The sequence below is a fragment of the Maribacter sp. 6B07 genome, assembly GCF_002700155.1.
GTDB lineage: Bacteria > Bacteroidota > Bacteroidia > Flavobacteriales > Flavobacteriaceae > Maribacter > Maribacter dokdonensis.
Map to the genome: position 1 here is coordinate 124005 of NZ_PDUT01000005.1, position 12203 is coordinate 136207.

The window sequence follows — 12203 nt, forward strand, 5'->3', positions numbered from 1 at the left end:
ATCAACGAAAAACCATCAACGGACAACCATCAACTATTTCCTATTCTTCCTAGGCTTACAGGTCATACAGAAGTCAGAGAGTTGGTTAATGCCATCTATGACTTTGTTGTGTTCTTTTAAAAGGAGCTCTGCATCTTTGCCAAAATCGGTTGCTTTAAAGACTTGTGCACTTACCGTATTCATTTCTTCCTGCAGCTCGTTAAAAATGGGTTGAAATAATTTTGAATCGCTAAAAGCACCTTTTTCCTCGTATATCTTTTTCCTTATTTTTCTTGCATATAGTTCCACCAGGTCAAAATCGTAACGTCCAAATTGTAATAGCTGATTCGCGGTCAAGGTGTCCGGGGCTACTAAAACAGCAAGGTTTTTTTGAAAAATGGCCTTTACCTTGTCATTAAAGTTCTTGGTGAACATAAACGAGACCGAATTCATGTTAAAGCTGAAGTCTATTTTGGCACCGGAATATATGGAATAGGAGGTGAGGTTAGCATTAATTTCGGATTCTGCAGATTGATAATCGGTCAGTTGCAGCTCATAGTCCGGGTTCCAAACCATGGGTTCTTGCGCCTCCATAGTCGTTGATAAAAAGAGTAGAGTCAGTAGTAAAGTGATGTTCTTCAAAGTGTACAAAATTTGAAATCGAATGTACTACAAATAGTAATTCGTTGTTGATACCGTTAGATCCTTAAGTATTAAAGTTTGTTAAACTTACAATTGAAACTCGGTCTGGTTGGTACCGTTATCAAATATTTTGGGGTAGTGTTCACGGGCATTTTGTGCCATAAATGCTACGGGTACATCTTCAAAATGACCATAATCTTCCAAATATTCCATAAACTGGGTACCCTCTTTATTGAAAGCCTGTAGAACGGCATCATTTTCCCCGTCAAAATCTAAAGGGGCAACATGCAGCATTTCGCATAAAGAGGCATTGAAAGTGGGGGAGAGTTTAAGCCATTTGTTTGCTATAAAAGCATCTACCATACCGTGCGGAGTTAATTCGTTGGATCCAAATTTTTCGATTAGGCGGTCCACCGCAATATGGTTTTTAACTTTCGCCAAATGTATTCTTGCCGGTATACCCATGGCACGTAAACAAGCAATCAGTATGATCGATTTGTCAACGCAGTGTCCTTTGCTGCGTTTCGCAATTTCACTGGCTCTGTATTTCTCCTTGTTAAAGCTTAAGTTGTAGGGGTCATAGCGCCAATGGTCTCTCACCTTGGTGTATAAGCCAATGGCTATTTCTTTTTGTGACAAAGAAGCATCTTTAAATTCTGAAACAATGGCCTGAATTTCTTCACTTTCATAATCAAAAAAGTAAGTAGGGGAAAGGTAATTCATAGCATTAAGTATTTGTAGTATACATCCATTTATACTCCAAAGACTAAGGTAAGAAATTTTTAAGTGTCAAGGGTAAATCAACATATGCCATACGCCGAACGCAAAGCGCCCAAAGCGCTCAAAGCTAGTGTTAAGTACAAAGTATTAAGTGAGAATTTTAAAGTTAGAATAGAGAAAATAGAATATAGAGAATAGACTTGTTTTATCAGAATCTTGGAGTCAGTATTAAGTAATAAGTACAAAGTATTAAGTGAGAATTTTAAAGTTTAAAGTTGGAAGAGAGAAAATAGAATATAGAGAATAGACTTATTTTGATTGAATCGTATTTAGCTGCTAAAATTTTGATATTTAAGTAGCCCGTAGCCCGTAGCCCGTAGCCCGTAGCAACTATTCACTATTTCACTATCAAACTAATTCACTAAAACACTGAGAACTATTCTCTCGGTCTATTTTGCCAAATATGAATATACTGTCCTGTAGACATACGGCGTGCCATTTCTTTAGCTCTGTCCGCTAATTCTCCTTCAAAGAGTTCGTTGATAGTTTCGAACCAAAGTTGTAACCACTGTGCGAAATGATTTTGAGAAATTGTATGGTTTAGATTTTTGTCAACATTCACATGAGCTTTGGAGGGGCTTCCTCTAAAGGTGCGTACCCCAAATAAGTTAGATTCCCAAAAATCGGTGAGTTTGCTGAGGTGTGCCGGCCATTGTTCTTCGGAAATATGTCCGTTGAAAATAGGTCCCAACAATTCGTGCTGTCTTATTTTATCATAAAACGTATGCACTAGCAGGCTCACATCATCTCTATTTGTAATTTTGGTCATATACTATACTTAAGAATCCTTAATAATTTAGATACTCCTTACTAAATCCTCAAAGTTAGAAAAGTAAAGCCGAACATGGTTAACCTATTTTTACCGAAAATAATGCAGCATGTGGGTCGATAATATAATCTAATAATTTCAGGTGGTGTAGCAAACTGTCAACACCTAAAATACATGTAAGCGATACCCTTTTAAATGGAATTTGAAGATTAACTTATGAAAATGACATGCCCTAAATTGTCTTTAAAAAACCATCTATTGTTTATAATTGTTTTATCCTAGGATAGATGTGTGGAAATGGTACTACAATATCATTTCGTTTGAAATAAACTAATTAAAGAAAGTGCTTTGGGTAAACAGGTAACAAGAACAGCTTAAGAATAAGAAACAAAAATGCGTACTGCAGATACACCAATGGCAATAGCTTGTTGGTTATCTGCAATACACAAAATTATTATTGATGTTACTTATGTTTAGGTTCCCAGATTAGCCTTAAAAAAGAACTGAGGCGCTCATTTTCTCTACTTACTGGAATACCGCCTACAATACCGATCATTAGATTATCTACGATACCCACTCGCATTTGAGGTCTCATAGTCATATCAAAATCTCCGTCATCAAAAGTTTTATTGAATTCAATACCTATAAAGTTACGGGTATTGGGTATCATGTAATGAAAACTAGTATTGACGTCATAGGTCGTATGGAATTTATCGGTAATAAAATTCTGTTCGATCATGGGGCCTGTATATACTAAACTGTGAAAATTATCTCCCCAACGTTTGGCAACTACCAAAAACGGATTATATACATTGCCTTTAATCAATGGGTCTCCAAAATTTTTAAAGTCAGACAGTTCAAATTCGTTAATGTATCCTAAGGCCATAGAGGTCTTGGCACGTTCATTTACAAAAAAGGACCATTGAGCGGCAACTTTAATACTGTTTAATTGATTGGATGGAACCAAGGCTTTAGCTGTACCGTTTATAGGAGTATAAAATGTAAAAGGTAGTTCAACCTCTAAACCTAACCTATCCATGGGAGCCCATTCGTATTCGATTAAGGCTTCATAAGAATCAAAGCTTAAATTGTCAGTAAGTCCTAAACCTAAGTTCCATTCTTTTTCACCTTTTCGGGCTCCAAGATCTCGTATTAAATCTATATATAGAGGTTCGGCATGTAATACTTTTGCCGGTTTTTTGCTGTCGTCTTTTTGTACAATGAAAAGGCTATCCTTTTCAATTATATTAGTTTGTGCAATTGAATATGCAGGTAATGCTAATATCAATATTAGCATCAAAGATTTTATAATTTTCATTTTTAATTTGATTTTAATGTATAGTAAAGTGCTCCTAACACCATAAATGCGATAGGATTATGTCTATATGAAAAACAAATTAAATTTTGGGTGGCGGAATATCAAGGTCGTAGAAACCCTTTAAAATAGCATTGTTACGGTCATTAAAATTATTGCCGGAATGTTTAAGAAATCCAATAGCAAGATGATCAACTTTAGATAAATGATTGATCAAATCTATTTTTAAATTGGGCTTTTTGGTATTATGATCCTCGGTATCATTATCATCATATTCTTGTATGGCATTCTCATAGCCAAGAATTTGTTCCAAGATAACTTCAATAATACTTTCTTGGTCGTTAAAAGTCAAATCTTCAGGAATGTGTTGTGGGTTGGGGTCGGCTGTATCCACACTTATATTAAGCATATATAGACCCATGAAGAGCCAAAAGAATTTGCTAAAAAAGTTATTTCTCAATATAGATAACACGATGCAAAAATAATATTATTTTATTCTTGGGTGTATTTATAACGTTGGATTGTTCAATAAAATATATTACGAAATTCCAATTATATTAATTTTCTCGACTTTTAGATTTAAAGGTTTTCAGATAGTATTAATCTGAAGTTTTACGGAAATATGAAAATTACTCCCCTAAAGTATTTAAATATAGCGCCAAAACTAAACCTATGGCAGTAGCCAAGCCTGTCCAATATTTATCTTCTTTAAACGCTTTTGGAAAAACCTCTAAAGCTAATGACGCCGCTACGGCACCACCGGCAAAGCATTTAATGTAATTCAAATATTCGGTAGGTAGGTTGGAAAGTAGAAAATGCCCAAGTAAGGCTGCTGCCGATAATATTAGTGCAGTGCCGATCCATAGCCAAAGAATTTTCTTTTTAGAATCGGTATTTTCAGCCATTTCCTTTGCGCCACCTGCCGCCTCGGGTAAATTGGACAATAATATAGATCCCGATAATGCCGCGATGGATAACGGACTAGCGCCAATTAAAGAAACGCCCAATGCCAAGTTTTCAGGTATACCGTCCAAAGTAATGGCAGCAAGTAAGCCGCCACCACTTTGTGAGTTCCATTTTTCCTTGACCCAATAATCTAACACGGTAAAGGTTATGGCACCTACAAAGACGGTGGATAGTGCAATGGGTACGGAGTTTTTCTCAAGTGCGGGATAAATTAATTCCAACAAGGCTGACACCAATAACGCCCCACCGGCAAGCGCCACTAAAAAGCCTTCTAAACGTTTGGATAAATTTCCGTACAGACCCCAAAGCGCACCTATGATAAGGGCTCCAGATACAATGAGTACAACAATGGCGGTCATCATGACGATTACGAGTAAGGTTGAATTTTGCGGTGTAGCGGCAAATTAAGAACCTTTAGGGGTAATCTATACTTTGATAAAAAGATTTTTTAACGCAAAATATTACCTATTGGCAATTTTTGCCTGTTCTTCTAAATCGGTAAGATTTTCGAATTTTTGAAGTGATATGTTCTTTTTGGTCGCTTTTATTTCAGCTACCAGGTCAAGGATTAAATCCAAAGGTTTGGCTTCATAGCCGAACATTTTTTGGTCAAACCCAATACCGGCTAGTATACCGTCATTTTCCATGCCTACGCCCCAGGTTTCAATAAATTCGGTTAAGGAAATTTCGGTAATACGGTAGTCAGCCCATTGGTTAATAATGCAAGAATTTGCCCTGCCCTGTATGGCCCAAAAACATAGAATGCCCACCGGTTGATCAAACTCGTCACCATATTGCACAGAGCTGGCCATGGCAAAGCCTTCATGGTTTTGCAGTGCATAAATAATGTCTGTCTCGCAAACGGTTTTAATAAAGTTTCTGTACCTGTTTGCAATGATTTCGGAGCCTTTTGTCATTTATTGGGTTTGTGGGGGGTGATGCTATATGTTCAATTGATGGCTAAGGTAAATATAATATTTTGGTGTTCTTAGAAGTAGATGAGAACAAGCCATTAGTTATGGCGTTTTGTAATTAGCTTTTATTCCCAATTTTCTTTCAGACGATATACTTTTCCAGATTCTTCCAATTCATCATCTAAATTGTCATCATATTGAAAATTTTGAACTTGCCATTTGTCTTTTGGCTTATAAAAAACAAATGTAAATCGAACAGGTTGTCTGTCATATTTCATCATATAACTCTCAAGTTTATAACTTTCTCCAACACTTTTTTCCGTAATTTTTTCGTAACCATAATAATCTCCAACTAATCCAAGAAAACTAGTTAATTGGGTTTTGACATTTTCAATACCGTCCTTATTTCGGTCCATCATCCATTTATTTGTTCCAAAAACATAATCAACCGCTTCTTGAGGCGACTTTTCATATGTCTTAAAAAATTCAGTGGTGATTTCGTCAATTTTTGTCTGGGCTTTCAGAATATTTGTCGACAAAACAGTTACAATTAATAAGGTTAGAATTTTGATTTTTCTATTCATTTGGTTTGCTTTTAATTTATTTAACGTTCCGGCTAAAAAGCGTTGCTGTCCCGCAGGGCAGCTATGATTTTTTAGCCATTGTTAGCAACTGCCTTTTTTATTTCATTTTCGACTAATGTCCCTCTAGCAATTCGTCCTGCACGACCACTAGTACCTTGGAATACATACTTATAGAATTTTGCGTACCCATTAGTTTCTGGGTCAGTCGATTTGTTTTCTAAAATCTGATTTTCTAAATCGGTCAATACAGTCTTTAAATTAATCTTATCGAAGTCAGTCCCAACTCTTTTTAATTTAACTAATTCAACGAGCAACGTGAACAAGCTAGTTTTTCTAAACCAAAGTGAATCAGGTTCTAAATGTAAATCCATAATCATCTTACAGGTCTCAGTGATATCTGATTTAATCTTTTCTGAGGCAGGGTACTCATCATTATAGAGTTTAATATACCTTTCGATTTCTGAATTACCGGTAAAATATCCGCCTTCTTCTATTGTTGCCATTATTAAGAGAATATATTCAGTGTCTTTCATCCTTGCATATTGATTTTGGCTAAAAATATCTAATGCTTCGAATTCATCTGAATCTTGAATAGCTTGGGCTGTAGATATAAAAACTCCCTCATACAAAGCGTTATTTATTTCCATTGCATTCAATGCGTAACTCACAGAATTGATTCTTTGGAAAATCTCAATTATTTGATTTTCATCTAACCTTCCTAAATCACGCACAACTATTTTATAATCATAAAAATCTGTTTGCTGCTTGGCCGATAAGTCTTTGAAAAGTGGAATTTCTCGTGTTGGAATTTCTCCGTTGATATAGGAAAAAATGGTGTCCAACCTTTGTTGACCATCAACTACAAGCCGAGTAGAAGTTTGCGATTCTAAGTCTATATCCCCGTCTGCAAGGTAAATTTCAGGAAAAGGAAACCCTCTTAGTATCGTGTCAATAAACTTTTGTTTATGAGAGTTATTCCAAACTAAATTACGCTGAAAAGATGGACGTAAAACGAGAGTTCCATTCTTTAAATCGTTGTATAAGTCGAGTAATTTCTCGTTGTCTGCTGTTCCTATATTATTCATAATTTTCTAGTCTTAGTCTGCTGATATTACGAGAATGATATTGTTCGAAAAAGTACTCATTTCGAAAAATAGCACCTGCAATTTTATAATTACCATACTTGCCGTATGAAATGCTTTTGAAGAATTCGAACCATTCATTTTTCTTAGTATAGTTGAAAGGAAATAAATCTGGTCTAATCCAACCTTTTAAAAAGTATTCTAAGAATTCCCTATAGTTCTTATCTTCCTGCTGACTTCTTGCTTTAACATTAATATTGAAGTTGAGTAGCTCTTGCCAGTATTCATCAAATACGGTTTCACTGATAACTACGATATCAATGTCGGACTCTTCGTTAAAGTCATTCCATATTTTTTTTGGTGCAATGCTAAATCCAAGTTTTGCAGAACCAACCATAACCACTTTTGTGGTACTGACATTAAAGAAATTCGCGACCTTTTGCTTCAGAAAAAAATACTTCTCTTCGTCTTCATGATAAATTATTGGATTTCCGTGAAGAAGGTTCTTTCTTATTATAACAGTATCAGATATGAGGTCATTATTGAGTTCTGCCTTAAATGCAGATTTTCTATTTTCAATAATTTCTTTCATTTCAATTTTTTGGTTGTTGCTAACTATTGTATATGTGCACAATTACACATATTCCGCCATATTCAGAAATATGTGCAATTGCACTCCTAATATACCACTAAAGAATAAACCTACAATTTAGAATTTACACTGCATTACGGGAAACCATAACTGGTTAAAAATTATGTGTCGTTTGGGTGTTTTTATGACTAAGCGGTCATGTCAAAAAAAAAATAAAATGCCAATAGGTGTATTAGATATAACCATTTTTTAGCAATACTTATTTTAATTTCTGATCCTCAACAATTCGGCTTCTAGGGCTTCTTTAGTTTTCTTTTCAACAGTGTTGAGAGACGAATTTAGAATGTTGTTTTTTTCGTAAGGGTCATTAATTAAGTGGTACATTTCCTCATTGCCATCTGTAAATACTAACAATTTGTACGTACCATTGCTAATGGTCCAAGCATCATTTTTTTCATTCTTCATTTCGGCATATTGATACTTTCTAATTGATTTCTTTTCAGAAAAAAGAGATTTAAAGCTTTTGCTGTCGTTTATTTCATCAATGTCTACACCTGCTATTTCCGCAATTGTTGCAAAAATATCCGTACTCGTAATTAAGTTGTTATCAATACCTTTTCTTTCTACGCCCTTGCCGGATACAAATAAGGGCATATTTATGCCGCCTTGATATAGACTTCTTTTTACTTGATTTTTATCATATGGATCTTGGGTAACTATGGGTTCTGTACCGTTATCGCCCATAAAAATGATTATCGTATTTTCTCTGTCCTTTTTTGAAATAGAATTTAAAAGTTTGCCTATTTGAAAATCCATAGCCTCAATAGAAGCCATAAAATAAGGGGTTGGGTCCACATCTTTAGTGTATGGTGGCAAATCTCCTTGACTATGCATTTCTGCAGGAGGAATATGAAAAGGCGTATGTGGGGCATTATATGCCAACCACATAAACCAAGGTTTCTCTTGTTTGTTGATCCAATTAAGCGCTAGATCTGTAAATTTTTTGGTAGTATATTCTTTAGAATTTGTTTGTTTTCCCTTTTCCGATAAAGGCCAATTATAATAGTCTTTTACAGAACCGATAAATATACCTGCGTAGTAGTCAATGCCAAAGGTCTCGGGGTTAATGGTTGTATCATAACCAGAAATGTGCCATTTACCAACTACCGCTGTGGCATATGAATCATTAGTGTTTTCGCTGATGTACTTTTGCAATAAAACTTCATTCTCATTCAATTTTTGATTTGCCCATCTTACATCTGTTCTATATCCATATTTACCCGTAATCATGGAAGCTCTAGTTGGAGAACACGTTGGGTATGTCCAGAAATTAGTAAAGTTCACACCTGATTTTCTGATGGCATCCAAATGTGGTGTATGGGGTTTTATGGTTCCTTCTGCATATCCGTTCAATGCATCTTTTCCCATATCATCCGCTATAATAAATAATATGTTGGGTTTTATGTCAGGTGTTTTTCTATTCTGGTTGATTTCACAGCTCAAAAAGAAAATGGATATTAAAATGTAAAATGTTTTGGTCATTACTGTTATTAGTGTGAATAGAATTATATCTGTAAACAGTAGGTGGGTAAACTAATGTTTGTGGTCAGCCTTGTTCTTATTGAAATCTTTTTGTTTTTCTTTTTTCTATGTGCTCTATTTTTGCTTCTTTTTTAAACCCTCTTTCTTCATATAGCCAATTGCCCAAATTGCAAGCCCTAATGGCAATATAATATCTATCCAACCATAAATTGTATTAAGTGCTTCAACTGCATAATATTTTTTAGACAGCCAAAATAACGCACCGATTACCATGAGCACAAATCCTATGATTTCCAATTTATTGTTCTTCTCCATTTATATTGTTTTAGATTCTACTTATCAAGTTTTAAATTCGTGAAAAACGTGATTCGGTATATTTGCCAACTATTGTATAAGTGTAATTGCCCTCCTAATATACCACTAAAGAATAAACCTACAATTTAGAATTCATTCTCCATTACCGAAAAGCATAGCTGTGTAATTATGATGTATGGTTTGGGTATTTTTACGACCAAATGATCATGTCAAAGAAAATTTTGTTTATCTATAATGCCAATAGCGATACCGGTAGTAAAATGTTGGACTTTGCCCATAAAATCGTGAGTCCCACAACCTATAACTGTAACCTGTGCTCATTGACACACGGGAGTTTCACCGAGAAAAAGCAATGGAAAACGTTTAGGGAACGTTTAATGGCAGAAGGCTACGAACTAGAGTTCTTTCATAAAGATGAATTCCAAGAAAGCTATAAAAGCAAATTTGGACATGCATTTACCTATCCTATTATATTAGAGGAAACGGATTATGATTTAGAGGTGCTGGTCACAACAGAACAATTAAATGCTTTTGAGGGAGTGGAAGAGTTGATCGCTTCGCTTGGTTGATGGTTGTTCGTTGTTGGTTGTTGGTCTCACTCGGTCGTAGGGCTTACTTGGTCACTGAGCGTAGCCGAAGTGATGCTTGTTCCGGTCCCTTCGACTGCGCTCAATATGTAATGTTGGTTTCAGTAGGCAGTTTCAGTTTTCAGTTGTTTTCGTTATAAGTTCCCACTGTCAGTTCGAGTGGATTTCGAGGTACGAGGAATTTGTATCGAGAACAGGTTTGGAACACGCTATGGTTCTCGATACAATTTTCTTACTTCCGCTCAGCTACAGCAAAAAAATCACTCGAACTGACATTTCGTTTTTTAGGTCACTGAGCGTAGCCGAAGTGACATGTCGGTTGCGAGATGGTTGCCATGTTCCAAACAATCGGATAGTCGCGATTTGCTCGCTATGACGTTAATAAAGAAGTACTTAGTATTAAGTCTTAAGTAATAAGTATTAGGTAAAAAGTACAAAGTACAAAGTATTAAGTAGTGCGTGTGAACTCTTGTATATTAAATATAAAGCAAACAGCCCAGAGTACGAAGTACTAAAAAATAGCACGAAGAGTTATGTACTTAATACAAAAAACGCGCAGCGTTAAGAAAACCGCCAACTGAATACTAGAATAAGTACTTAATACAAAAAAACGCGCAGCGTTAAAAAACGAACAATCAACAACGAACAACGAACAACTACTTCCTCGTTGCCTCAAAAAACTTGTCGTTAATGTCGTCTATAAAAGCTAATAATTCATCGCGGCCGCTGCGGTGGCTAGAGCTGGTGATAAAGTGCGGTGGAGCTTCTTCCCACATATCTGTGGTGAGTTTGTTCAGATACAAATTTACTTGTCGCTCAATGGCTTTTGGCTTCAATTTATCCGCCTTTGTGAAAATGATGGCAAAAGGTACTCCGTTTTCACCCATCCATTGCATGAACTCCATATCTATAGGTTGTGGATCATGCCTAATATCTACAAGCACAAATGAGCATACCAGTTGCTCTCTTTGTAAAAAGTAATTGGTAATATATTTTTGAAAGGTATTTTTATCTTTTTTGGAAACACGGGCATAACCATACCCCGGTAAATCTACCAAAAACCAGTTCTCATTAATCTTAAAGTGGTTAATAAGTTGGGTTTTACCTGGTCTGCCAGATGTTTTTGCCAAGCTTTTACGCTCGGTCAACATATTGATCAATGAAGACTTACCTACATTGGAACGTCCTATAAAGGCATATTCGGGCAAAGGCTCCTTGGGGCACTTGGTAACATCGGAGTTGCTCATTACAAAGTCGGCCGACTTTATTTTCATCCGTAGGGTATTTAAAAATTATTTTTTGTCAACCAGTCATCCAAAATGGTGTTGAACTGGTCCGGGTGCTCCATCATAGGTGCGTGTCCACATTTATCTAACCAGAATAAATCGGAATTCGGTAAAAGCTCATCAAACAGTTCTGCAACATCTGGCGGAGTAACCGTATCGTCCTTTCCCCAAATAATACAAGTGGGAGTTTGCATGCTGGGTAGATCCTGTGCCATATTATGACGTATGGCACTTTTGGCGATCGCCAAGGTCTTCACCAATTTCACACGATCGTTCACGGTGGCAAAAACTTCATCTACGATCTCTTTGGTAGCAACCTCAGGGTCATAGAAAACATCTTGGGCTTTCTTTTTAATAAACTCATAGTCACCACGTTTAGGGTAACCATCTCCCATGGCGCTTTCGTAAAGTCCAGAGCTGCCGGTTATCACCAGTGCTTTTACTTTTGAGGGATATAATTTGGTATGTAAAAGACCAATATGGCCACCTAAAGAGTTCCCTAAAAGAATAACATCTTCTAGCCCTTTATGGTCTATAAATTTTTTAAGGTATTTGGCGAAATTCTTTACCGTGGTCTTCAACATTGGCATAGAATATAGCGGAAGTTCGGGTATAAGCACTTTATATCCTTTGGGAGGAAAATAAGAAGTTACCCCTTCAAAATTACTGAGTCCGCCCATAAGTCCGTGAAGAATAATTATGGGTTTTCCTTCACCTTTTTCTATATACTTAAAGCCACCTTCGTTAATCAATTCGTTTTCCATGCGCACTACTCATCATAATTGCCCAAATATAGGTAATTACAGAGAATAGCAAACAACTCTTTTCGATTAGGTGCTTTTGCGATCCA

The 12203-nt window shown here is 36.0% G+C and carries 15 protein-coding genes; 1 reads left to right on the forward strand and 14 read right to left on the reverse strand.

Going from position 1 to position 12203, the window contains the following annotated elements; translation table 11 throughout:
- Positions 1-33: 33 nt before the first annotated feature.
- The 12 genes from CSC80_RS18950 to CSC80_RS19005 form a co-directional block, all read right to left on the reverse strand.
- On the reverse strand, positions 34-573 hold the full coding sequence (locus CSC80_RS18950) for a hypothetical protein (RefSeq protein ID WP_099193476.1): 540 nt from the start codon (positions 571-573) through the stop codon (positions 34-36).
- Between the two features lie 135 nt (positions 574-708).
- Positions 709-1344 (reverse strand): transglutaminase family protein, encoded by a 636-nt coding sequence (locus tag CSC80_RS18955; protein WP_099193477.1) that lies wholly within the window; start codon positions 1342-1344, stop codon positions 709-711.
- Between the two features lie 433 nt (positions 1345-1777).
- On the reverse strand, positions 1778-2143 hold the full coding sequence (locus CSC80_RS18960; RefSeq protein WP_317038741.1) for a group III truncated hemoglobin: 366 nt from the start codon (positions 2141-2143) through the stop codon (positions 1778-1780).
- Positions 2144-2633: 490 nt separating this feature from the next.
- Positions 2634-3467, reverse strand: a complete 834-nt coding sequence (locus CSC80_RS18965) for an HAEPLYID family protein (protein ID WP_099193513.1) — start codon at positions 3465-3467, stop codon at positions 2634-2636.
- A gap of 100 nt (positions 3468-3567) precedes the next feature.
- Positions 3568-3894: a hypothetical protein gene (locus CSC80_RS19540; protein ID WP_180268644.1), complete on the reverse strand. Its 327-nt coding sequence runs from the start codon at positions 3892-3894 to the stop codon at positions 3568-3570.
- 220 nt (positions 3895-4114) lie between these two features.
- Positions 4115-4813: a zinc transporter gene (locus CSC80_RS18975; protein ID WP_099193478.1), complete on the reverse strand. Its 699-nt coding sequence runs from the start codon at positions 4811-4813 to the stop codon at positions 4115-4117.
- A 99-nt stretch (positions 4814-4912) separates the two neighbouring features.
- Entirely contained in the window at positions 4913-5368 is a 456-nt protein-coding gene (locus CSC80_RS18980) for a DUF2750 domain-containing protein (protein ID WP_099193479.1), read from the reverse strand.
- A 122-nt stretch (positions 5369-5490) separates the two neighbouring features.
- Positions 5491-5949 (reverse strand): hypothetical protein, encoded by a 459-nt coding sequence (locus CSC80_RS18985; RefSeq protein WP_058106093.1) that lies wholly within the window; start codon positions 5947-5949, stop codon positions 5491-5493.
- Between the two features lie 71 nt (positions 5950-6020).
- A complete protein-coding gene (locus tag CSC80_RS18990) occupies positions 6021-7034 on the reverse strand; it encodes a DUF262 domain-containing protein (RefSeq protein WP_099193480.1) in 1014 nt (337 codons plus the stop codon).
- Positions 7027-7665: a hypothetical protein gene (locus tag CSC80_RS18995; protein ID WP_201796659.1), complete on the reverse strand. Its 639-nt coding sequence runs from the start codon at positions 7663-7665 to the stop codon at positions 7027-7029. Before CSC80_RS18995 ends, CSC80_RS18990 begins: the two co-directional genes overlap by 8 nt.
- Before the next feature lie 222 nt (positions 7666-7887).
- Positions 7888-9165 carry a sulfatase-like hydrolase/transferase gene (locus CSC80_RS19000; protein ID WP_099193482.1) on the reverse strand — a complete coding sequence of 426 codons (1278 nt, stop codon included), beginning with the start codon at positions 9163-9165 and terminating at the stop codon, positions 7888-7890.
- Positions 9166-9279: 114 nt separating this feature from the next.
- A complete protein-coding gene (locus tag CSC80_RS19005) occupies positions 9280-9480 on the reverse strand; it encodes a hypothetical protein (protein WP_099193483.1) in 201 nt (66 codons plus the stop codon).
- A gap of 206 nt (positions 9481-9686) precedes the next feature.
- Here CSC80_RS19005 and CSC80_RS19010 point away from each other — a divergent pair, with 206 nt between their 5' ends.
- Entirely contained in the window at positions 9687-10049 is a 363-nt protein-coding gene (locus CSC80_RS19010; RefSeq protein ID WP_099193484.1) for a GTPase, read from the forward strand.
- Positions 10050-10723: 674 nt separating this feature from the next.
- Here the strand turns inward: CSC80_RS19010 and yihA are convergent.
- Together yihA and CSC80_RS19020 are read right to left on the reverse strand one after the other, a co-directional pair.
- On the reverse strand, positions 10724-11341 hold the full coding sequence (gene yihA, locus CSC80_RS19015; protein ID WP_058106019.1) for a ribosome biogenesis GTP-binding protein YihA/YsxC: 618 nt from the start codon (positions 11339-11341) through the stop codon (positions 10724-10726).
- Between the two features lie 11 nt (positions 11342-11352).
- Positions 11353-12117, reverse strand: a complete 765-nt coding sequence (locus CSC80_RS19020; RefSeq protein WP_071340152.1) for an alpha/beta hydrolase — start codon at positions 12115-12117, stop codon at positions 11353-11355.
- Between the last annotated feature and the right edge of the window lie 86 nt (positions 12118-12203).

Excerpts from the sequence above, each read along its gene's own strand:
- CSC80_RS18950 (WP_099193476.1), bottom strand. The coding sequence starts at position 573 with ATGGAGGCGCAAGAACCCATGGTTTGGAACCCGGACTATGAGCTGCAA.
- CSC80_RS19005 (WP_099193483.1), bottom strand. The coding sequence starts at position 9,480 with ATGGAGAAGAACAATAAATTGGAAATCATAGGATTTGTGCTCATGGTA.
- CSC80_RS19010 (WP_099193484.1), top strand. The coding sequence starts at position 9,687 with ATGTCAAAGAAAATTTTGTTTATCTATAATGCCAATAGCGATACCGGT.
- CSC80_RS18965 (WP_099193513.1), bottom strand. The coding sequence starts at position 3,467 with ATGCTAATATTGATATTAGCATTACCTGCATATTCAATTGCACAAACT.
- CSC80_RS18955 (WP_099193477.1), bottom strand. The coding sequence starts at position 1,344 with ATGAATTACCTTTCCCCTACTTACTTTTTTGATTATGAAAGTGAAGAA.
- CSC80_RS18985 (WP_058106093.1), bottom strand. The coding sequence starts at position 5,949 with ATGAATAGAAAAATCAAAATTCTAACCTTATTAATTGTAACTGTTTTG.
- CSC80_RS19020 (WP_071340152.1), bottom strand. The coding sequence starts at position 12,117 with ATGGAAAACGAATTGATTAACGAAGGTGGCTTTAAGTATATAGAAAAA.
- CSC80_RS18975 (WP_099193478.1), bottom strand. The coding sequence starts at position 4,813 with ATGATGACCGCCATTGTTGTACTCATTGTATCTGGAGCCCTTATCATA.
- CSC80_RS18980 (WP_099193479.1), bottom strand. The coding sequence starts at position 5,368 with ATGACAAAAGGCTCCGAAATCATTGCAAACAGGTACAGAAACTTTATT.
- yihA (WP_058106019.1), bottom strand. The coding sequence starts at position 11,341 with ATGAAAATAAAGTCGGCCGACTTTGTAATGAGCAACTCCGATGTTACC.
- CSC80_RS19000 (WP_099193482.1), bottom strand. The coding sequence starts at position 9,165 with ATGACCAAAACATTTTACATTTTAATATCCATTTTCTTTTTGAGCTGT.
- CSC80_RS19540 (WP_180268644.1), bottom strand. The coding sequence starts at position 3,894 with ATGCTTAATATAAGTGTGGATACAGCCGACCCCAACCCACAACACATT.
- CSC80_RS18990 (WP_099193480.1), bottom strand. The coding sequence starts at position 7,034 with ATGAATAATATAGGAACAGCAGACAACGAGAAATTACTCGACTTATAC.